This is a genomic window from Pseudoalteromonas phenolica (assembly GCF_005876835.1).
GTDB classification, from domain to species: Bacteria; Pseudomonadota; Gammaproteobacteria; order Enterobacterales; family Alteromonadaceae; genus Pseudoalteromonas; species Pseudoalteromonas phenolica_B.
The window spans coordinates 356,677-379,265 of sequence record NZ_PPSW01000007.1; the positions used below are offsets into that span (position 1 = coordinate 356,677).

The 22,589-nt window shown below is 39.0% G+C and carries 20 protein-coding genes; 15 read left to right on the forward strand and 5 right to left on the reverse strand.

All coding sequences use genetic code 11. The annotated features are described in order from the left end of the window. The first annotated feature begins 5 nt into the window (after nt 1-5). Genes hisD through hisIE form a run of 7 tightly spaced genes read left to right on the forward strand, consistent with a single transcriptional unit; the run spans nt 6 to nt 6,126 of the window. A complete protein-coding gene (gene hisD / locus C1E24_RS05305) occupies nt 6-1,295 on the forward strand; it encodes a histidinol dehydrogenase (protein WP_138479404.1) in 1,290 nt (429 codons plus the stop codon). Continuing rightward, complete coding sequence (gene hisC / locus C1E24_RS05310; RefSeq protein ID WP_138479406.1) at nt 1,296-2,351, forward strand: histidinol-phosphate transaminase; 1,056 nt, start codon at nt 1,296-1,298, stop codon at nt 2,349-2,351. It abuts the gene before it with no gap. A 16-nt stretch (nt 2,352-2,367) separates the two neighbouring features. Further along, a complete protein-coding gene (gene hisB, locus C1E24_RS05315) occupies nt 2,368-3,429 on the forward strand; it encodes a bifunctional histidinol-phosphatase/imidazoleglycerol-phosphate dehydratase HisB (RefSeq protein WP_138479408.1) in 1,062 nt (353 codons plus the stop codon). Beyond that, nucleotides 3,426-4,016, forward strand: coding sequence for an imidazole glycerol phosphate synthase subunit HisH (gene hisH, locus C1E24_RS05320; RefSeq protein WP_138479410.1), 591 nt, complete (start codon nt 3,426-3,428; stop codon nt 4,014-4,016). Before hisB ends, hisH begins: the two co-directional genes overlap by 4 nt. Nucleotides 4,017-4,028: 12 nt before the next feature. Beyond that, nucleotides 4,029-4,763: a 1-(5-phosphoribosyl)-5-[(5-phosphoribosylamino)methylideneamino] imidazole-4-carboxamide isomerase gene (locus C1E24_RS05325; RefSeq protein WP_138479412.1), complete on the forward strand. Its 735-nt coding sequence runs from the start codon at nt 4,029-4,031 to the stop codon at nt 4,761-4,763. Continuing rightward, nucleotides 4,745-5,524, forward strand: coding sequence for an imidazole glycerol phosphate synthase subunit HisF (gene hisF / locus C1E24_RS05330; protein WP_138479413.1), 780 nt, complete (start codon nt 4,745-4,747; stop codon nt 5,522-5,524). The genes C1E24_RS05325 and hisF overlap by 19 nt, the downstream gene beginning before the upstream one ends. Then, nucleotides 5,515-6,126 carry a bifunctional phosphoribosyl-AMP cyclohydrolase/phosphoribosyl-ATP diphosphatase HisIE gene (gene hisIE, locus C1E24_RS05335; RefSeq protein WP_138479415.1) on the forward strand — a complete coding sequence of 204 codons (612 nt, stop codon included), beginning with the start codon at nt 5,515-5,517 and terminating at the stop codon, nt 6,124-6,126. Before hisF ends, hisIE begins: the two co-directional genes overlap by 10 nt. A gap of 89 nt (nt 6,127-6,215) precedes the next feature. Here hisIE and C1E24_RS05340 read toward each other — a convergent pair whose 3' ends face one another. Further along, nucleotides 6,216-7,994: a M61 family metallopeptidase gene (locus C1E24_RS05340; protein ID WP_138479417.1), complete on the reverse strand. Its 1,779-nt coding sequence runs from the start codon at nt 7,992-7,994 to the stop codon at nt 6,216-6,218. 187 nt (nt 7,995-8,181) lie between these two features. Between C1E24_RS05340 and C1E24_RS05345 the strand changes: the two genes are divergently transcribed. The 6 genes from C1E24_RS05345 to C1E24_RS05370 all read left to right on the forward strand — a co-directional run bounded on the left by C1E24_RS05345 (nt 8,182) and on the right by C1E24_RS05370 (nt 15,204). After that, entirely contained in the window at nt 8,182-9,723 is a 1,542-nt protein-coding gene (locus C1E24_RS05345) for a GGDEF domain-containing protein (protein ID WP_138479647.1), read from the forward strand. A gap of 14 nt (nt 9,724-9,737) precedes the next feature. Then, complete coding sequence (ppnN, locus tag C1E24_RS05350; RefSeq protein ID WP_138479419.1) at nt 9,738-11,078, forward strand: nucleotide 5'-monophosphate nucleosidase PpnN; 1,341 nt, start codon at nt 9,738-9,740, stop codon at nt 11,076-11,078. Beyond that, the gene (xni, locus tag C1E24_RS05355; protein ID WP_138479421.1) at nt 11,075-11,842 is read left to right on the forward strand and encodes a flap endonuclease Xni; all 768 of its coding nucleotides are present in this window, start codon (nt 11,075-11,077) and stop codon (nt 11,840-11,842) included. The genes ppnN and xni overlap by 4 nt, the downstream gene beginning before the upstream one ends. Before the next feature lie 68 nt (nt 11,843-11,910). Next, nucleotides 11,911-12,300, forward strand: a complete 390-nt coding sequence (locus C1E24_RS05360) for a DUF3192 domain-containing protein (protein ID WP_138479423.1) — start codon at nt 11,911-11,913, stop codon at nt 12,298-12,300. A gap of 7 nt (nt 12,301-12,307) precedes the next feature. Further along, the gene (locus tag C1E24_RS05365) at nt 12,308-13,990 is read left to right on the forward strand and encodes a hypothetical protein (RefSeq protein ID WP_138479425.1); all 1,683 of its coding nucleotides are present in this window, start codon (nt 12,308-12,310) and stop codon (nt 13,988-13,990) included. A 206-nt stretch (nt 13,991-14,196) separates the two neighbouring features. After that, nucleotides 14,197-15,204 (forward strand): isocitrate dehydrogenase, encoded by a 1,008-nt coding sequence (locus C1E24_RS05370; RefSeq protein ID WP_058032489.1) that lies wholly within the window; start codon nt 14,197-14,199, stop codon nt 15,202-15,204. Between the two features lie 73 nt (nt 15,205-15,277). Here the strand turns inward: C1E24_RS05370 and C1E24_RS05375 are convergent, their stop codons facing one another. Further along, nucleotides 15,278-18,238 (reverse strand): immune inhibitor A domain-containing protein, encoded by a 2,961-nt coding sequence (locus C1E24_RS05375; RefSeq protein ID WP_138479427.1) that lies wholly within the window; start codon nt 18,236-18,238, stop codon nt 15,278-15,280. Nucleotides 18,239-18,637: 399 nt separating this feature from the next. Between C1E24_RS05375 and C1E24_RS05380 the strand changes: the two genes are divergently transcribed. Both C1E24_RS05380 and ilvN read left to right on the forward strand, forming a co-directional pair. Next, entirely contained in the window at nt 18,638-20,362 is a 1,725-nt protein-coding gene (locus C1E24_RS05380) for an acetolactate synthase 3 large subunit (protein WP_138479429.1), read from the forward strand. Then, a complete protein-coding gene (gene ilvN / locus C1E24_RS05385) occupies nt 20,362-20,859 on the forward strand; it encodes an acetolactate synthase small subunit (protein ID WP_138479431.1) in 498 nt (165 codons plus the stop codon). Before C1E24_RS05380 ends, ilvN begins: the two co-directional genes overlap by 1 nt. Before the next feature lie 58 nt (nt 20,860-20,917). Here ilvN and C1E24_RS05390 read toward each other — a convergent pair whose 3' ends face one another. The 3 genes from C1E24_RS05390 to C1E24_RS05400 form a co-directional block, all read right to left on the reverse strand. After that, nucleotides 20,918-21,193 (reverse strand): HU family DNA-binding protein, encoded by a 276-nt coding sequence (locus tag C1E24_RS05390; protein ID WP_138479433.1) that lies wholly within the window; start codon nt 21,191-21,193, stop codon nt 20,918-20,920. A 149-nt stretch (nt 21,194-21,342) separates the two neighbouring features. Continuing rightward, nucleotides 21,343-21,651 (reverse strand): MGMT family protein, encoded by a 309-nt coding sequence (locus tag C1E24_RS05395; RefSeq protein ID WP_138479435.1) that lies wholly within the window; start codon nt 21,649-21,651, stop codon nt 21,343-21,345. Next, entirely contained in the window at nt 21,644-22,531 is an 888-nt protein-coding gene (locus tag C1E24_RS05400) for a LysR family transcriptional regulator (protein ID WP_138479437.1), read from the reverse strand. Before C1E24_RS05400 ends, C1E24_RS05395 begins: the two co-directional genes overlap by 8 nt. Between the last annotated feature and the right edge of the window lie 58 nt (nt 22,532-22,589).

A 22,589-nucleotide genomic window follows, 5' to 3' on the forward strand; every position in this document is an offset into this window, starting at 1 on the left:
CAACTGTGTTTAAGTGGAATGAGGGTTCTCAATCAGCACAGGCAGCAATTTTAGAAAGACCTGCGGTTACAGCCAGTGAGTCGATTGAGAAGCAAACACAAGCGATTATTGATGATGTCATAGCAAGCGGTGACAACGCATTACTTGAGTTTGCTAAAAAGTTCGACAAACGTGAACAACCTCGTTTACGTGTGCCGAGCGAAGAAATAGTGCAAAGTGAAGGCTTGCTTGAACCGTCTTTAAAACAAGCCATTGATTTAGCTTATAGCAACATCAAAGCGTTTCACCAACAACAACAACCGGTGTCTAAAAAGATTGAAACCGCACCGGGCGTGGTGTGTGAATTAAAATTTGAAGCCATCGATGCTATTGGTCTTTATGTACCAGGTGGCAGTGCGCCACTGCCTTCCTCTGTTTTAATGCAAGGCGTGTGTGCACAGCTATCAGGCGCCAAAACTGTGGTATTAGCAACCCCGGTAAATGGTGATCAACGCATTCACCCTGCCATTTTATATGCAGCTAAGCTTTGCGGTATCACCACTATCGTTGAAAGTGGCGGCGCTGGTGTTATCGCCGCTATGGCGTATGGCACCGAGTCGGTTCCTAAAGTAAACAAAGTATTTGGCCCTGGTAACAGCTATGTGACCATGGCAAAACAACTGCTGAGTCAGTCTGTTCCTGGGTTTGCGATTGATATGCCTGCAGGCCCTTCTGAAGTAATGGTTATTGCAGATGAGCGCGCGAACCCGGCTTTTATCGCTGCTGATTTACTCTCTCAGGCAGAGCACGGACGAGACTCTCAAGTGCTGCTTGTCTGTAACTCTGAAGAAATCATTGCCCTAACAAAGCAGCAAATTGAGCTTCAGCTTGAAACCTTATCTCGTGCAGATATCGCACGTGCGGCGCTAGAAAACAGTGCCTTGATATTAGTTGATGACATTGCACAGGCGTTTGACGTTTCTGCCAAATATGGTCCTGAACACCTTATTTTACAAATTGACCAAGCCGACCAATATGTCGGGTTAGTTAAAAATGCAGGCTCAGTGTTTGTTGGTGATTATACGCCTGAATCTGCAGGCGACTATGCCTCTGGTACAAATCATGTTTTACCAACTTATGGCTACAGTAAAGTCTACTCAAGTCTTAATTTAATGGACTTCTATAGAACATATACTGTGCAAAGTATTACCCCTTCGGGTTTAGTGAATTTAAGCAAAGCGATTTTACCGCTTGCTGATGCAGAAGGATTAGACGCACACGCTAATGCCGTTAAAGTGCGTTTGGAGAATTTGTAAATGAGTGATGTGATAGCCTCGCTACTACCAAAGAACATCAATGAGCTAAAAGCGTATAGCTCAGCTAAAAGCATGAAGCTATCGGGCTCAACTTGGTTAAATGCCAATGAAAGCCCGTATACGAAAACTTTTGACGTAAGTTTAGATAACTTGAATCGTTATCCTGATCCTCAACCGCAAGCAGTGATTAATGCATACGCTGACTATGCAGGTGTGAGCGAAGAAAATGTATTAATGACGCGCGGTGCTGACGAAGGAATTGAGCTGTTAGTTAGAACTTTCTGCGAGCCGGGCAAAGATTCAATCAGCATTTTTGCACCAACTTACGGCATGTATAAAGTCACGGCTGATACACACAATGTCGCATTGAATGTATTGAGCCAAGAGCAACTAATTAATGACGATAAAACTACAATTTGTGAAGCGTGTGCGCAATCAAAACTTGTCTTTATCTGTAATCCAAATAATCCGACCGGCGCAATTTTACCTGTAGAAAAAATTGCTGAAATTGCGGATGAATTGTCTGGAAAGGCCATTGTTGTTGTAGACGAAGCCTATATTGAATTTTGTGAGGCTTACTCTTCTGTGAGTCTGTTACAAGACTTCAAAAATGTCGTTGTTTTGAGAACACTTTCTAAAGCATTTGCCTTAGCGGGTTTAAGAACGGGCTTCATGCTTTCTAACAGCGAGTTATTGAATGTTGTCAGAAAGGTCATCGCACCTTACCCAGTTTCGACTGTGGTTGCTGCGATTGCAGCACAAGCATTAAGTAAAGATGCCATCACCCAAGTAAAACGCCAAGTGCAAATTTTAAACTCAGCGAAAGCTGAGCTTTCGTTAGCGCTTAAAAACAATAAGCAAGTAGTCACTGTTTTAGAAAGCTATGCAAACTTTGTCACTATCCGCCTAAAAGACAAAAAATCGATTGATGTAGCCATGCAATCAGGTTTGATCATGCGCCCATTTGTATTATTCGACCAAGATGATTGGATCAGGATTTCAATCGGCACAGAGCAAGAATTACAACAAGTCACCGACTGGCTGAATGGCTTCTAAGTAGTAAGGAATAAAAATGAGTCAACCATACCTATTTATCGACCGAGACGGCACCTTAATTGATGAGCCAATCACGGATAAACAAGTCGACAGTCTAGAAAAGCTAGTATTACTGCCAAATGTTATTCCTGCGCTTTTACAACTTCAAGCTGCAGGTTACCGCTTAATCATGGTGTCAAACCAAGATGGCTTAGGCACTGATAGCTTCCCAACCGCTGACTTCGATATTGCACAAGACAAGATGATGGAAATTTTTTCATCACAAGGGATCAAGTTCGATGACGTGTTGATCTGCCCACACTTCGATGAAGATAACTGTAATTGTCGAAAACCTAAAACAGGCTTGCTTACAGAATTAATGCGTTCAGGAAAAGTCGACCTTGCTAAATCTTATGTCATTGGCGACCGTCAAACTGATTTAGGCCTTGCTGATAACTTGTGTATTCAAGGTATTCTTTATGAAGGTGACTGGCCGCAAATTGTTACTCTATTAACCACTCTGAATCGTGAAGCATCAGTAACTCGAAACACCAAAGAAACACAAATTGATGTTGCTGTTAATCTTGACCGAGGCGTAAGCGGAGAAATTTCTACAGGGTTAGGTTTCTTTGATCACATGTTGGATCAAATTAGAACCCACGCCAATATCTATCTTAATATTAAGGCCTCTGGTGACTTACACATTGACGAGCACCACTTAGTTGAAGATATCGGTATCGCGCTTGGCCAAGTTGTAAAACAAGCCCTTGGTACAAAAACGCAAATTAACCGATATGGCTTTGCGCTGCCAATGGATGAATGTAAAGCAGAATGTCAGATTGATTTATCAGGCCGCGCCTCATTCGTACTTAATGCCGAATTCTCCCGTGAAAAAGTCGGCGACTTAGATGTACAAATGGTTGAGCACTTCTTTAAATCGTTCTCTGATAATGCAGCTGTGAGTTTGATCTTGTCTGTATCAGAGGGTAATTGTCACCACCAAGTAGAAGGGTTATTTAAAGCTTTCTCAAGAGCATTACGCGTGGCAATCCAAAAAGATGCAAGCCAGTTAACAGCAAGCTCTAAGGGATGTTTATGATAGCCATTATAAATACCGGCTGTGCCAATATTAACTCAGTGCGTTTTGCATTTGACCGATTAGGCGCTAACCCTGAAATTATTACTGCTCCTGAACAACTAGCACAATTTGACAGAGCAATACTTCCTGGTGTTGGCCACGCGTCTGTTGCAATGAAGCGTTTACTTGATAATGGTTGGCAGCAAGCCATTGATGAATATCAAAAACCATTAATGGGCATATGTTTAGGTATGCAGCTTTTGTGTGAGAAGACTTCAGAAGGTGACGTTGACTGCTTGAACAAGATCCCAGGTGCAGTTACGCAGCTAGAAGTTGGCAAGTTAACAGCACCACACATGGGCTGGAATAATTTAGGAATTGAAAAACCTCACGCGTTGACACAAGGGATCACTTCACAAGATCAAGTGTACTTTGTGCATAGCTTTGCGCACAGTGTAAACGACTACACTTTGGCATCTGGTGAATATGGTCAAGCCTTTTCTGCCATCGTCTGTAAAGACAACTACGCAGGTATGCAATTTCACCCTGAAAAAAGTGCACAAGTCGGTGCTAAGCTTTTAACAAACTTTTTAAATTGGAATGTATAGGCAGAGGTTAACATGATAATTCCAGCTTTAGATGTACTACAAAATCAAATTGTTCGCCTCTATCAAGGTAAATACGACACAGCGCAATTCTATCCATTTGAATTAGGAGCTCGCCTGCTTGCTTATCAAAACTCAGGGGCAGAAAAATTACATTTAGTAGATTTAGAAGGCGCTCGTGATCCGCAAAAGAAGCAATGGCAACAAATTCAAGCAGCAACAAAAGCATTAAACGTCCCTTACCAGGTCGGTGGCGGCGTGCGCAGCTATGAAGATGTAAAGCAATGGATTGAAGTTGGCGCAGCTCAAGTTGTTATTGGTTCAATGGCAGTAGATCAACAAACGCAAGTTGCAGAGTGGATCAAAGAGTTTGGCCCTGATAAATTTGTCATTGCACTTGATGTGAACAAAACCGAATCTGGTTGGGCACCAGCAACACACGGTTGGATAAGCGATGCCGACAAAGACCTATTCACCTTACTCGACTTTTATGTGGAATTAGGTGTTGTTGACTTTTTATGCACGGACATCAGTAAAGACGGCACTATGACAGGCCCCTCTTTTGCCTTGTATGAAGAAATCGTTGCTCATAATAACAGCATAAAAGTACAAGCCTCTGGTGGGGTAAGTTCATTAGACGACATTAAGCGACTCGCTGAAATTGGTGTAGGCGGTGTCATATTAGGTAAATCACTTCTTGATGGTGCTTTTACAGTTGAGGAGGCACTTGCATGTTATCAAAACGCATAATTCCTTGCCTTGATGTAAAAAATGGTCAAGTAGTAAAAGGCGTTAAGTTTAAAGGTCACGAAGTTGTCGGTGACATTCTAGAACTCGCTGAGCTTTACAGTAAAGCCGGTGCTGATGAGCTGGTGTTCTATGAAATTTCTGCCAGTGTAGAAAAACGTCTATTAGATGTCACTTGGGTAGAGCAAATCGCCCGTCACATCGATATTCCGTTTTGTGTTGCTGGTGGCATTAAGTCTGTTGCAGATGCCGCTAAAGTACTTGAAAGCGGTGCTGATAAAATCAGTATCAACAGCCCTGCGATACACAGACCAGAACTTATTAAAGAATTACACGATGAATTTGGTAAACAATGCGTGGTCGTGGGTATCGACAGCTTTTATGATGCTGAAACAGATCAATATCTTGTTTATCAGCTCACTGGCGATCCTAATGCGTCTTCAAGAACTCGTTATAAAACACAAGAATGGGTTAAACGTGTGCAAGATTTAGGCGCAGGTGAAATTGTTTTAAACTGCATGAACCAAGACGGTGTGCGTAAAGGCTACGACAATAAGCAATTATCTGAAATAAGAGCGATTTGTGACGTGCCGCTTATCGCATCTGGGGGGGCAGGCACAATGCAAGACTTTGTTGATGTATTTGAGCAAAGCCAAGTTGACGGTGCTCTTGCAGCAAGCGTATTCCACAAAAACGTCATCGACATAAACGAACTTAAACAATACCTAACAAACAATGGGGTCGCAGCTAGATTATGCAACTAACCACAGAAAACTTATCAAAACTTGACTTTAAAAAGTCCGATATGCTGCCTGCGATTATTCAAGATGCAGCAACTGGGCAAATTCTGATGCAAGGTTTTATGGACCAAGCGGCCATTGAAATGACTTTTGATAAAGGTCTAGTCACCTTTTATTCTCGCTCTAAACAGCGTTTATGGACTAAAGGTGAAACCTCAGAAAACTATTTAGAGCTTGTGTCAGCACACACAGACTGTGACTTTGACTCAATCTTAGTGCTTGCTAATCCGAAAGGTCCAACCTGCCACTTAGGCACAACAAGTTGCTTTGGTGATGCAAAACCTAACTTAGCTTTTTTAGCTCAGCTTGAAAATGTCATTGTTGAACGTAAAGATGCAGATCCAGCATCAAGTTATACAGCGTCATTGTTTGCAAAAGACTTAAGCCGCAGTTGTCAAAAAGTGGGCGAAGAAGGTGTAGAAGTCGCACTAGCCGCCATGAAAAAAGACAATGAAGAACTGCTTAATGAGTCAGCTGACTTGCTTTATCACCTAACGGTTTTATTGCAACGTAGCGAGTTAAACTTAAAAGATGTGATTGATACACTCGAGCAACGTCATAAGTAATTAACCACAACTCAGGTTAAATCATAGAAAATATAAAGCCCAAGTGATTAAAATAACTTGGGCTTTTTTATTTCTTTTAAAAATGAAAATTAGATCGCATTTGGATGTTCTACACCAGTCCATGCTTTATACAATTTCGCCTGACGTTCAGTCGGAGCTTTAACTGCTTTCACCTTTTTAGGTTTATCAAAGTCAGATGTAAGCTTTACTGTTGTTGTCATAAGTTGATGACGTCTAATAAAGCTCACTGTAACTTGTTGCTCTGGCTCAAACAAAGCCAGCGTTTCTTTTAATGACTTACGTACTTGACGTCCATCTAAAGCAACTAGCTTATCACCGGCAGTTAAACCACCTTGCCATGCAGAACTCTCTCTCGCTACATGATTTAAAATAAGTAGCTCGCCATTAGATTTTGCCATCACATCCAAACCAGCAACGGCTTTGCTATTGTCTGGGCGTGTATATTCTAAGCCAACAGTTGCAAGCAGCGCATCGAAGTCAATGCTTAGCGGTGATTCAACATTCTCTTTCCACCAGGTTGAATAATCCCGACCTGAAATTTGCTTTAAAATATTCTGAACATCTTGGCTATTAAAACTTTTTGGTAGTTTAAACTGTTTATATAGTTCTGAATGCACATCTCTATAACTTACTTTACCTTCACTCTTATCTAGTAAGTCAATATCAAGTACTAGTGACACTAATGACCCTTCTGAGTAAATATTGGTACTGAAGTTACGGCCATGATCGCCACCTGCGTTAATCCACTTATCAAAACTGGTTTCAGCAGCTGACTGCACTTCTCTACCTGGCGTTTTTAAGTGACGCGAAATGGTTTTATTTAGATCTTTATAAAACTCTTCGTTGGTTGTTATTCCAGCGCTTAACAGTAAATAGTTTTCTAAATAACTGGTTGAGCCTTCAGACAACCACAATAAATCAGAGTAATTTGGCGCGATGTAATCGTAAGGTACTAAGCCTTCAGGACGGTAGTTTTTTACATTCCAAGTATGGAAAAATTCGTGTGCAGCCGTTGCGATGAAACCAATATAATCGTCACGCTTTGCAAACGAATCTCTATGCCTTTGGATAATGGTCGAATTTAAATGCTCTGTTGCACCACGAGCACCGCTGGTCGCATGTACCATAAATACATAGCGTTCATAAGGATAATCATGCCAAATTAAGCTGCCTGTTTTAACAAGCTTTTTGAGGTCAGAAAGCATTAATTCAACATCGTAATTACCCTCGCCCCAAATAACGAGTTCATATTTACGACCATCAACTTCAAATTTATATAAGTCGTTAATACCTGTTTCGATAGGAGAATCTAATAAAATATCGTAGTTGTTCGCTTTGAAACTATGCTTGTCATCAGCGAAATCCATCCCTGAGACTGAACGCCACCCTTTTGGTACATCTAGGTCTACAGTTACTGGCTCTTGTCTAAATGAATCACTGAACATAAAAAAGCCTGATGCATCAATAAATGCGTGGCTATCATCAATATGGCGAGAACGCATGCCTAATTGATTAGCATAGACTTGGTATGAAATGTTAACTTCTGTTGGCTCGTCTAAATGAACTCGCCATGTATTTTTATCAATCTTTTTCCATTGAAGATTCTCTCCTCTTTCACTTTTTGCATCAAAAAAACGAATACCATTGGCAAGGTCTAAAATTTCATAACGACCTGTTCGCCAATCTGGGAGATGCACATCTAAATGTGCTTGAGCAGTTTTAGGAAAAGTAACTTTAACATCACCGAGGTGATGAGCCGGTTCATCTATCGATAATTTATATTCCACATCAGCAAATGCAGGAAAAGCTGTAAAAGCAGCCAGAAAAGAGAGTGTAATTTTATTCATACTGGTATTTGTAATATTCATAGAAAAGTATAAGAAAAGGCTAACAAACTCCCCTTAAAAAGTTTAATAAAAGAGATAAACTACATATCATCAGGCTTGTTGTGATATGTAACAAATAAATTGCCTTCAAAAATGAGATAATTGTTGTAAACTTAAAGTGTTAATGAATTTATAGATGGCAAAATTTGTGACCAATAAAGATGCGCTTATAGAAAAAAAATTAAAACAAGCAGTTAAAGCACGAGCTGAACTCGAGAATGCGCATAAAGATCAAATACAGATTCTGAGTAATTTTGCGGCGAAGCTCGCAGTGAGTAGCAAAGGTCAAGATGTTGCTCTAGATAATCTTTTGGCTAAATTTAGACAAGCACTTAGTAAAGGCGTGAGCTTTGATGATTTAGCGCCTCTTATTAATACCATTACTCAATCTCTCAAAAATCAAGAATCTGTAAACGCTGAAAATCATCAAAAGCTTTCAAGCAGTATTTCTGACGCAGGTAGACAACTGCAAAAGCTTAAAGGTATCCCAGATGATACCCGTCGCAAGCTACGAAACTTATTAGATCACGAATTGACTGAAGTGAATGTCAGTTATGAATTCTTGCCGGTTTTTGAAAAGCTCATTGTTATCTATCAAAAAGTGTTAGCTGTTAAAACAAGCTTTGACGCTTCAGCAAAAACATCAACAATGCAAAAGCCTGAATTGGCCAGTGAATTATTAACCTTAGCCAATGAAATTACATTCGAGGACGATGTAGCAAAAGAAGTCATCGATATTAAAACGACACTATCTCAGTCAGCAGAAGTCGATGTTTTACTTGATTGTGCGATTGCTATCATAGAGATAATTGCAAACAGCATTGCTAGAGAACGTCAATCTGCTCAAGGTTTTTTAGTTTCACTAAATCAAACTCTAGAAGAATTACACGCTTCAATCCTTAGTACGACTAATTCGACTAAGCATATGAGTGCCGAGCTTTCAGGTCTCAATAAACAAATTGAGACTAAAATCAAACTTTTAAATGAACAAACGCAAAAAGCGACATCTATTTCAGATTTAAAAGAACTGGTTGACGGTGAATTAAAGCTCTTGAGAAAAGACTTAATCAAAAGAGAAGAGTTAGAGCAAAAGGATAAAGCGGATTTACTCGCCAGTTTTGAGCAAATTAATACACGTATTAATGTTTTAGAGACTAAAGTTAATACTTACAAGAAAAGGCTTTCTGAACAGCAATTTAAAAGCTTACTAGACGGCTTAACAAAACTCCCCAACCGTGCAGCGTTCGATGATAGGTTTAACCAAGAATTCCACATGTTCGAACAGCATGGTAATGAAACGACTTTGGTTGTTATCGATGTCGATTTCTTTAAATCAATCAACGATCAATATGGTCATAGTGCTGGCGATAAAACACTTCAAGTAATCGCTAGAGCTTTAAAGAAAGCAATACGTAAATCAGATTTCATTGCCCGTTATGGCGGTGAAGAGTTTGTTTTATTAATGCCTGGTATGCCTTTAACGCATGCCAAAGCACCATTAGAGAAGATTAGGAATACAATTAAAGCAATTCCATTTAAGTTTAAAGATAAGCAAGTACAAATAACTGTGTCTTTAGGAGCGACGCAATTTAAAAAAGGTGATACACCTTTGGCAGCTTTTGATAGAGCTGATGATGCACTTTACGAAGCAAAAAACAGTGGTAGAGATCGCCTTTGCATTCGTAAATAACAAGGAGAATGCCTATGCAAGTCCAACTAAATCCAACTGGCGTACTTAATTTACTTTCAAAGCTTGAAGTCGACCTTTTACAAGCCTCTTCAAGTACAGAAAGGTATAAACTTTTTAGAAACTGCGTATTAGCTGTATTAAACGTAGGTAGTCATACTGATTCTAGCAGTGAAATCTACGACAAATACCAAGATTTTGATGTAAAACTCATCGCCAGAGAACGCGGCATAAAAATTGAGTTAGACAATCCCCCCGAAACTGCCTTTGTAGATGGAAGAATAATCACAGGTATCCATGAACATATCTTTTCTGTGATCCGTGATTTGTTATTTATTTATCAACGCCACGAGCCAACTGAAGACGAGCAACAAATTACTCATATGGTCTTTGATATGCTCAGAAACGCCTCTGCGTTACCTGTTAATACAGACCCAAATATGATTGTTTGTTGGGGCGGTCATTCAATCAGTGAAATCGAGTATAAATACACGAAAGAAGTCGGATATGAACTAGGCTTACGCGGGCTAAATATTTGTACCGGCTGTGGACCTGGGGCAATGAAAGGCCCTATGAAAGGCGCAACCATTGGTCATGCAAAACAACGTATTACTAGTAACCGTTATTTAGGCCTAACTGAACCGAGTATTATCGCCGCAGAGCCCCCTAACCCTATCGTTAATGAGCTTGTAATATTACCCGATATCGAAAAACGTTTGGAAGCATTTGTCAGAACTGCGCATGGCATTATCATTTTCCCTGGTGGTGCAGGAACAGCTGAAGAGCTTCTATATTTATTAGGTATACTGTTACACCCTGATAATCAAAAACAATGCCTACCCGTTATTTTAACAGGTCCTGAATCATCAGCTGATTATTTCAAAGAAATCTGCCAATTTGTTGAAGATACGCTCGGTGAAGAAGCTTTAAGTAAATTTGAAGTGATTGTTGGCGATCCACAAAAAGTTGCTGTCACTCTCAAGCAATCTATGCCTAAGGTTAGGGAATATAGAAAATCTCAGGGCGATGCTTATTATTTTAACTGGACGCTAAAAATTGAGCACCAGTTCCAAATGCCATTTGATCCAACTCATGAAAACATGGCTAATTTGAACTTATCCTTAAATCAGAATAAAGAGCTTCTTGCAGCTGATTTGCGTAGAGCATTTTCAGGTATAGTAGCTGGTAATGTTAAGGATGAAGGCATTAGAGAAATCAAAAAGCATGGACCTTACCAGCTTCATGGTGAAACATCGTTAATGGAAAAAATGGACACCCTATTACAAGCATTTGTAGAGCAAGGCCGTATGAAGTTACCTGGCAGTAAATATACGCCGTGTTATGTAGTGAATAAATGAGTAAAACCTTAGTACTAATCGATGCGCTGAACCTCGTTCGGCGCATTTTTGCAATTGAACCAAACCAAGAAGATATTTCCGCTGTAAATAATACCGCTCAACGGGTTTCTTCAGCCGTTAATAAGTTACTAAATCTTACTTCAGCAACTCATGCTATAGCTGTGTTCGATGGTGATGGAAGTTGGCGGTATCATTACTACCACAAATATAAAGTCACAAGAAAACCTATGCCTGAAATCTTGTCTAGCAATATGGAGACTATTGAAAAAGCATTTGAACAAGCTGGTATACCCGTTTATAGACCAGATCACGATGAAGCTGACGATATCATTGCAACCCTTGCCACTAAGGCAGCTGCTGCAAACGTAAATGTAGTGATAGCCTCAACAGATAAAGGCTTTCTTCCTCACCTTACCCCAAGCATTAGAATATATGATTATTTTAAGAAAACCTGGATTGATGCACAGCAGATAAGAGATAAATTCAAAGTCGAAAAGCATCAACTTACTGAACTTTGGGCTATGGCAGGTGATAAAACAAACGATGTACCAGGTATAGCTGGAATTGGTTTAAAGACAGCACAAAGATTATTAAACCAATGTAGTGATTTTGAAAATATTTTAGCTTACGAATCCCTTAAACCCGCTGAAAAGCAAAAGATCCACTCTGGTGTAGACGATTTTATTACTAGTAAGAACTTGGTTTCATTAAGAACAGATATACATTTAGGGTTTAATCTACAAGACTTGAGAGTTACCCGTTAATTGTCTAAGAAAGTTTTAACTCTTGAAGACTTTGATATACTGACTTTGACTTAATTCTTGGACTTGTCATGATCAAAAAAGTACTGCAATACATAATTTTAGGCCTTGCTGTTTATGCAAGTATTGTCATGCTAGTGATCAATTTCTATAAAGATGACCCTCAAGCTATGATCTGGCAAGATAGAGAGGCATTCAATAACCGTTTTATTTCAAAACTTGATGAATCTGAAGTAATGCCTTTGGAGGAAGTACTTGAAACACTTGGTAGCCCGGACTTGACCTATGTGTCTAAGCAACAAGATGATGTTTTTCAAATAGTTTACTATAGAACACAACTTGTTAAATCTGATGGCATTACAACTCAAGACGAATGTACAGGCCTGTTATTTAAAAATGGTATTTTGCTAGTTTGGGGTGATAATGCAACTCTTGAATATACAAAAATAAGTGGAGAATAGTGCCACCGTGAAAGCATCTCCTACACAATTAAAAAAACTTTTCGAGCATTCACATCAAGTTCTAAGGCTTTACTACAACAAAGAAAAATGGCCTATTATCTATCCAAGTATTACGCAACTGGCTGAAAGATTTGTTCAGTGTTACAGTCAGCAACCTGGCGCATTACATGCTCACCTTCACTTTTACGCAAAGCATCAAGGATACACAACTAACCTAGTTGTAAATCAATGCATACTTGTTACTGCAATCTGTTACGCATTAAAGTTTAATAAAGAAATCACAGAATCATTAGTAATCGCTGCTATATCTGACCAAATTTGTACATCAAATGAAACTAATAAGCTTGCTGCAGGGCAACACCTAACAGAGCAAGCTCAAAGGTTAGTTCAAAATCGACATGCACTCGCTGTGAAAATGCTAAATAAAGGCAATGTGCCCACTGGACAAGTACAAAGAATTCTCGCGCGTTTGGATAAATATGCTTCAGCCATTACGGGTATTAATGCAATACCTCTTTATGATAATCCCAGCATTATCGTCGCAATCGCGATGCGCATTGCCAAAGCAATTACACCTAGACCAAAAGTAAAAACGTTTAGCCTTAATCAAGCGATAAAATCACTTTATTTAAGCTGTTATAATGAATTCGCACAGAATGCATTATGTGAATTAAGTGGACAACTTGTTGCCCACCCTTCTGGGCTGTCAGTGTCTTATAAGAATGAGCAATGTATTGTTTTAGCAAAAAATGGCAATATTCATTACCTTGCGTTAGTGATAGAAAATAAAGCCAGAAGGATCATCAGAACGTCTCAGCCCATCTTTGGTGAATACCGAACTCAAATAATCAGTGATCCTATTTTACTTTATAAAATTTGGTTTAATGAACAGTTACCAGAAAACGAAGTTAAAGCTTTAGGCGATGGTGAAAACCTTGAGTCTATTGCAAAGCTCGGAAACACAAAATACCCTGACTTTAAACAGCTAGAAAGAGTAGTTACTAATTTTGAACATATAGAGCAAGCACTTAGAACTGCAGCTAAGCAATATAATCGTCAAGGACAAAAAGCGGGGAGTTTGAGGCATAGTTTAACAATGGTCGGTTTAGATACAGCAGCTTTACTTTGCCAGCGTGTATTATTAGAAACCATGATTGCAAATATTAGTCACCCATTTGCCTCTGATATTGTTAACAAATACGCGCATATTAATAAAGTTATCACCTTGTTAATAAGTAAAAAGCACAGTGAGAAGTTTGAATTTTATCTATGCCCTTTCGCCGCTTTTATTTACTTCTTACTTCATCAGCACCCTGAGAAAGTAATGCGTTTTATTCAAATAGATGAGGTTGAATTTTCGAGTAAACCGCTTTCAGTTGCACAATTATTTGGGCTAAAGGATTACCAGCATGATTCATTAATAAAATATGTGAGCAATTACTTTTCTGAATCATTTTCACATCGCGCACTGTTAAATACTGAAACAAAGACGAAAAGTCAGTTAAATGACGTCGACAAAGAATTTGTTGCTATTAAGTATTTGGCAATGACAACACTATTCGATATTGATTTAGGAACACCATGGCAAAAGCAAACCACAACGGATGTCCTTAAACACTTCGAGTGGGAAAATATTGATGTGTTCAAAGCCGCTCTGCTAGACCTATCACCACATTGTGTCATTGAGTGATATTTATTCTATAAATACTATCAATGACAAACATAAACAGTACTTATGCCTATTTCTCATTACTTGCTGGCATAAGACTGCATAAATTGTTATAAAACGCGCTTAATTTTTCAAGCGAACACACACCTTCCTTCTTTGTTTACTACACTCTGTATTTAGTGCCCAAGTGGCTAGGTGTGAAAAATATATTGATAAAGGAAACCATAATGGCAAAGCAAACTATCACTGTGATCAAGGGCGATGGTATCGGTCCAAGCATTATTGATTCAGCAATTGAGATCTTAAACGCTGCAGGCTGTGATTTTGATTATGAATTTGTTGATGCAGGTTTAACTGCACTAGAAAAAACAGGTGAGCTTCTACCTAAAGAAACACTAGAAGTAATCGAAAAAAATAAGATCACTTTAAAAGGCCCATTAACTACACCTGTTGGTGAAGGTTTCACTTCAATCAATGTAACACTACGTAAGCAATTTGGCTTATACGCTAACGTTCGCCCGGTAAAATCTTTTGCAGGCACAAAAGCGCGTTACGACGACATTGATATTATTACTATTCGTGAAAACACACAGGGCATGTACTCAGGTCTTGGTCAGGTTGTTTCTGAAGATGGTAATGAAGCAGAAGCAATGTCAAAAATCACACGTGATGGTGCAGAGAAAATTGTTACATTTGCATACGAGTTAGCACGTCGCGAAGGCCGTAAGAAAGTAACTGCTGTTCACAAAGCGAATATCCTTAAGTCAACTTCAGGTTTATTCCTTAAAGTTGCACGTGAAGTCGGTGAGCGTTATCCAGATATCGAATCAGCAGAAATGATTGTTGATGCGACGTGTATGAAACTTGTTATGACACCGGAAGAATTCGATGTAATCGTAACAACTAACTTATTTGGCGACATCTTATCAGACCTATGCGCTGGTTTAGTTGGTGGCCTTGGGATGGCACCTGGTGCAAACATTGGTGAAAATGCTGCTATTTTTGAAGCAGTTCACGGTAGTGCACCTGACATTGCAGGTAAAAACCTTGCAAACCCAACTTCAGTAATCTTAGCGTCAATCCAAATGCTTGAATACTTAGAAATGGGTGAAACAGCTGACCGTATCCGTAATGCAGTAGCTGATGTGATCAAAACAGGTGACAGAACTACGCGTGATCTAGGTGGAAGCCACGGTACGACAGATTTCACACAAGCTGTGATCGATCGCCTTTAACAAAGAATAAAGCTACAATTTATTTTTGTTTATTAAATAAAAGAGCTGCCAAAGGCAGCTCTTTTATTTATGATTAAAGCTTAAATCTGCGTAACAATAATAATCCTGACAACAACAGAACAAACATACTACCGCCAGAGCTCGACTCTTCACTTTGATTTTCAGTAACTGTTACAGTTTTCGTTTCTGTCTTCGCTTTATTACTCTCTGTATCTGTTAATGTTGCTGTGACAGTAAACTGTCCACTCGCAGAATAGGTATGTGACACACTCTCACCATTTCCCTGATTACCATCACCAAAATCCCAGCTAACTCTATAATTTCCTGTCCCGCCAGACAAAGTTGACTTGGCAGATAACCGTAGTCCATTCGTCGTCACTGAAGTAGTTATTTCAAGTGGAACAGACAAAGTAATCTGCTTCGATTCAGAAACAGAATTATCATTACCATCTGTCACTGTCACTTTAACCGAGTAAGAACCGCTCAGTGAATAACTATGTGATATTTCATCACCGCTTAAACTATTTCCATCCCCCATATCCCAGTCAACTCTATAGGGTTCAACTCCCCCATTAAACGAAACCTTTCCTGTCAGAACACCATTTGCATGTGCTAGATCAATCTCTGCAACCTCTAAAGGTTTACTTAAGTTCACTTCAGTTTCGGCACGATTAATTTGACCGTTTTCTTTAAGTTGTGTGAATTTAACCGTGTATTTTTGATATTGTTCAAATTGAATAGTTGGGTTAAGAACTTCACTTGATTGGCCGTCGGAAAATTCCCAAGTGAAACTATCTGTCTCAGATAACAAAAACCCATTTGCAAAAAAGCGCACTTGGTTATCGTTGATAATATAACTTATATCTGTTTGTCCTTTTGTATAAGAAATTTGAACTTCTGCATTATCGAAAAATTCAGAGATATCCAAAAGCTCTATCTTTAAGCCATATTTAGGAACCTGAACACCAGACTCAGGCTGTAACTTGAAAGTATAATCTAAACTATCATCAAAAAAGTTCACTGAAGAAAGGTCATTGTCTCCGAGCCCTGCTGATTGTGGCGTTAGTCGCATAGCTGCGTCACGGACTTGTATCATTGAACTAGCAGCATTAGTACCATTAGACTTAAATATAGGTCTCTGATCTGTATCGATAATAAGTAAATCACCAAAGCCTTGATGTTCAGAAGTGTTATTAGTTTCATAATTTTCATTAGAATACCAAAGCGTTAAGCCAGCAGGGTATTGGGCTTGCTGTAGACCTTTATCCAATCCTTGATGGCTCCTTAATTGTAGGTAGTAAGCGTGTTCATTGCCTGACTTATATCGGCCTATTTTTCGAAATCCCTTGAATTGGTTACTATTATTACTTTCGGCGTTGTCAGTTAGTATTATTTCTTGTGATGAGGAAATAGATATGTCATCAAGTACTATGCCAAAGAAAGAAACTGCTGCATCAGTTTGATAAACAAATGTAATGGTCACTTGTTGATTAGCATATGAAGAGAGATCATAAGTTAAATCAACAAATTCAGCATTCTGTACATTGCTTGCAGCCGAGCTACCATCAATATAATGTCTAACGCTTGGGTAATTAGGGTGAGTTGTTTTCGTTACATTACCAGCTAAAGGTTCTGAGTTCACATAAACCTGAAAAATATCGTAGTCAGATTCAATACTAAATTTACTCTTCATTTTTAGTGTTAACAGATCAGAGTCTGGTAATGACACCCGAAATGACATTTGGTTATTAAGATTATTACCATCGCCTGAATAGTATTGAAATGAGCCAGAACTAGGTGCGATAAAGTCTTCTAGTATAGGAGGTAATGTAATTTTAATTTGATTTGTAGATTCGTTAAAAATACTTGCATGCGTTACATTATGACTTTCACTACCATCTATTGAAGTCAACTCAAGCGACTTTTGATTAACCCAGTTTCCTCCAAAACGATTTTGAAGATATTCTAAATTTTTAGGGCTGAACATGACTGGGGCTGATCCTCTGACTTCCCCCATCCAACTACCACTTGACATGACAGACCAATTAGCAACAGGTTCACCTATTTCTATATCTTTTAAGTCGTATTCGTCTGGCAGACCTAAATCATGACCAAACTCATGTACAACCACACCAATTCCAGCATCAATTGGGTTAATTGTATAATTAAACGCTTTTATTGATGAACCAGTTACATTTGCCGGCTGATTTGAGCTATTTGTCACAAAGAACCGATGTGACCAAATAGCATCATCACCGAGCACACCGCCGCCAGCTTCTTGGCCAATGCTTGAGTGAAACAATAGAATATGGTCAATGACTCCATCAGGCTCATTGATGACACCATCGCCATCAACATCATTCAGATCAGTTTGATCGTACTCAGTAAGATCTAAACCTTGGGAAACTAAAGCTTCAACAGCCTCTATGACCAACTCAGTTACATTGTCATCTCGAATGTCTCCACTCTGTCGACCATAATATGCAGCTTCTTCCTTTACAGTAACCCAACCATAAACGCTGCCTGTTAAGTCAAAATTGTTTCCTGTGACATTTCGGTAATATTGTCTTGCACTGGAAAAGTTCTCATCGTTAGGTCCATTAAAGCCATCGACAGAGAAAAGTAAATCACGGTAATGTTGAAGTGGATAACTGTTATAAAACATATCGGTATCGCCAGATTCGAGTCTAGGATCACTTGACCTCAAATCAGGAAAATCGACAAGAATACCTAAAATCTTTACTTTATTTAGCGTCTCGATGTTGTCACTTTGTGTAAATTGTTTTAGATGTTTACGTGTTTGTTTGACTCCTTCAAAAGGTATAGTTAACGATGATAATTTTGGCTTTCCGCTTTTTGAAATATAATTATTTAATAACTGATTTTTTTCATACTCGCTTAAAGCACGGCCAAGTTTCTTTTCTTGCCAATAAACAACTCTATCTTCATCCAATCGTAATAAATCAGGCATAGCATTGGCATGTAAACTAAATAAAAGACCAAGGTTAAGTAGAACAAAATACTTTAAATTCATATATTTCACCGATATCAGTTTATTAATTCGATACTATCACTACAAAGGGTACAGGTCTGTACCAAGATAAAGTCGCAGTAAAAATACTTTATTCATTCAATTACTAAAAATAGACCATAAGAACAACCAAACCATCACCATAAATAAATTTATAGAAATTTTATGCAACTTTAGTTTAAAGCATCTTGACTTATGCATATAAAAAACCTTTAATGTTTCTGTTTAAATTTTAATAGTATTTTTATTTCAAGTTATGATTTCTAATTTAATTGTAAATGTCGTGCTCGTACTGGTCTTTTTAATAAGCTCAGCGGGGACGTATTAACTTGATTTACGATGAAACCCCGCAATTGCGGGGTTTTTTTTTGTTTATTTTTACGATTGCACCGAGGAATGAGGATGGTACAAACGCAATTTAACGGCTCAGAGTTAGTCGTGAAAGCTTTGAAAGCTTTAGAAGTAGAATATATATTTGGCTACCCTGGTGGGTCAGTACTTGATCTATATGATGCATTATTTCAACAAAGCGACATTGAGCATGTTTTAGTACGACATGAACAAGCTGCAACACACATGGCTGATGGCTATGCCAGAGCAACAGGTGAAGTCGGGGTTGTCCTTGCCACATCTGGCCCTGGTGCAACGAACTGTATTACAGGTATTGCCACTGCGTACATGGATTCTATTCCAATGGTCGTACTGTCAGGCCAAGTGCCTTCAAATCTCATTGGCGATGATGCATTTCAGGAAACCGATATCGTTGGTTGTTCAAGACCAATCGTTAAGCATAGTTTCAACTGCCGAAGTGCAGAAGAGATCCCTACAGTTCTGGCCAAAGCTTTTTATCTAGCTAATTCTGGTCGCCCAGGTCCGGTGGTCGTTGAATTACCCAAAGACATTTTAAATCCACAGTTAAAGTTCAACTTTAATATGCCTAATCAGATAGAAATGCGTACTTATAATCCTAGTGTTAAAGGTCACGGAAAACAGATAAAGAAAGCCGTTGAAGCTATCTTGAATGCAAAGCGCTTAGTTATCTATTCTGGCGGTGGCGTTGTTTTATCTGATACATCAGATAAATTGAAAGAACTGGTTGAAACTCTTAACGCCCCAATCACAAATACCCTCATGGGATTAGGTGGAATTAGTGGCACTCACCCTAACTTTATCGGCATGCTTGGTATGCATGGCAGTGTCGAGGCGAACAAAGCGATGGCCAATGCAGATGTGATTTTAGCACTAGGTGCAAGGTTTGATGATCGTGTCACCAATAATGTTAAAAAATTCTGTCCAAATGCGACCATTGTGCATGTAGATGTTGACCCTACTTCTATTTCTAAAACCATCAAAGCACATATTCCAGTAGTAGGGTGCCTTGCCACTGTATTCGAGCAATTGTTAAGTGCAATTAACGCCAGTTCAGAACGCATTGACAGAGCTGCACAAGAGGTTTGGTGGGAAGAAATCACAAAGTGGAGAGCACAAAAGTGTCTTGCTTATGAAACCAACCCTGAAGTTTTAAAACCGCAAACTGTCATCGAGAAAGTATACAATATTACTAATGGCGATGCCTACGTATGCTCTGATGTTGGCCAGCATCAGATGTTTGCTGCCCAGTACTACCCGTTTAAAAACCCGCGCCAATGGATTAACTCAGGTGGTCTTGGCACTATGGGCTTTGGCTTGCCCGCTGCAATGGGGGTTAAAATGGCTTTCCCAGAAAACGAGGTTCTGTGTGTAACGGGTGATGGCTCTATTCAAATGAATATTCAAGAGCTATCAACATGTTTGCAATATGGCTTAGCAGTGAAAATTATTTCGTTGAATAACCGCTCATTAGGCATGGTGAGGCAATGGCAGGATATGCAATATGGTGGTCGCCATTCCAGTTCATACATGGAGTCTTTACCTGATTTTGTTGCTCTGGCAGAAAGTTATGGCCACATCGGCATTAAAGTCGATAGACCTGATCAACTTGATGAAGCACTTAAAAAAGCATTCTCTATCAAAGACAGATTAGTATTTTTAGATATTCGTGTAGACGAAAAAGAACATGTTTATCCTATGCAAATAAAGCTGGGTGCAATTGACGATATGTGGTTGAAAAAAGGAGTAAAAGCATAATGCGTAGAATCTTAAGTATCCTTTTAGAAAATGAGCCTGGCGCATTATCAAGAATTGTTGGCTTATTCTCACAGCGCGCCTATAACATTGACAGCTTAACGGTTGGGACTACCGACGACCAAACCTTGTCGCGTATTACAATCACCACCCATGGTGACGATAGAGTCGTCGAGCAAATAACAAAACAAGTAAATAAACTGGTAGATGTGCTTAAAGTACAGGACTTAACAGAAGTTCAGCATATTGAAAGAGAGCTGTTACTTGTTAAAGTGTATGCCAGAGACGAAACCATGCGTGCCGCTGTTACGCGTATTGCCGATGTTTATCAAGGCGCTATTATCGACATGGGTAAACAAAGCTATACGCTGCAACTGCTTAGTAGCTCTGAAAAAATTGAATCGTTTTTAGATATGCTAAGACATGAGAGCGATATTATAGAATTAGTACGCTCTGGTGCGGTGGGGATCGGCCGCGGTGATAAGGCTTTAAGAGCCTAAATTAACAATAAAAAAAGGGGCTGAGGCCCCTTTTTTGTCAATTCAATATAAGTAAATATTACTGATTTACTTGATCTTTAAGACCTTTACCTGCTTTGAAGCTTGGAATATTTGCAGCTGCGATTTGGATCTCAGCGCCAGTCTGAGGGTTACGGCCAGTACGAGCTGCACGCTCTTTTACTGAGAAAGTACCAAAACCAACCAGTGCTACTGAATTACCTTCTTTTAAAGAAGTTGTAACAGCACCAGTGAATGATTCAAGCGCTCTTGCTGCAGCGGCTTTAGAAATTTCAGCATCAGCTGCCATCTTTTCAACTAGTTGAGCTTTATTCATTATTTAATTCCTATTTATTGTAATTTTGCCTAAGCAAAACCTATGTTTATGTATTTTTCGGCTTAGTGCAACTATTTACTACAGATTTTTATGAAAAATCGCATTAAATACCGTAAACAAAGGGCTTTCGAGTTGTTTTAGAGTTTATTTTAATCAAGCCACTTAAATTCTTTTAAACTCACTTTGTTATTTAGAAAAATCACGCCCTCGTTCTCAAGCCTTTCTTTCTGTTCAAAAAACTTGCTGCTATCCACCGGAAATGAAATTTTCCCTTGAGCGTTTATAACTCGGTACCAAGGTAACTTAGAATCTTTTGGCAACGTTTTTAAAATGCGGCCCACTTTTCTAGAGTAATTGGCTTGCCCCGCCAATTTTGCGATTTGTCCGTACGTTGCGACATGACCATATGGGATTGCACCTATAATGGTATGGACTCGTGATTCAAAATCATCAACCATATTTTTCACCTAATTGCTTAAATCTAGACCAAATCGCTCTAGCTACAGGTCCATGGTGTCTCGTATGCTTTCTGAACACATGGATATTAGCTGTGAAACTGTCTTGTCTATCTACAATCCTTATTCGCTCTAATTCCCCGTTATCAATATCATTTTTACAATGTGCGAGACTGGTTAGTGCAAACCCTAAGCCTGACAACAAAAATGATTTCATAGAGGTCAGGTCATCTACTTTCATGCGATTCGTGTTTAGCGTGTAAGCCAAACGCTCACTGTCAAAAGCAAACGCACTTTCAAACATCGCAATACATGGATAGGACTCTAAGGCTTCGTATTGCAAAGATGAAGGTAACAAACCTTTTTTTGCAACAATTCCGAGTTCTATCTCCCCTACTTTCATCGTTTCAAGCTCACCCGTTGCGTGAAACAAATCAAACCAAGGGCCTATGCCTAATTCAGCTCTACCACTGTTCACTTGTTGCAGTGCTTCAAAACGCGGGCCACTGGTAATTGAAAATTCAGTAGACTTATACGTTTTAAAAATATCTCCAATTGCTTCATTGTATATATTCTGATAAGAAATGGGTTCATAACAAATACTAAACTTAGCTTCATTACCCTCAGCAAATTCATTGGCCAGAATTTTCAAATCATCACGAATAGCCAGCAACTTGGTTGCTTCTAAATAAAAATGCCTACCTTGCTCTGTGAGTTTTAATCGATATGCTTCCCTATCTACAATGCTAAACCCAAGGTTTTGTTCTAGTCTTTTAATTGACTGAGAAATGGCCGGCTGGGTCTTGTGCATTCTTAATGCAACTTCTTGTAAGCTTTTAGAATTTGCAACTGCATCGAGTATTTCGAGATCTGCCAACTTCATAAATTAAACTTATCAACTTTACAATTTTTAATAATTTTAATTTTATCAGGTTTTTTCT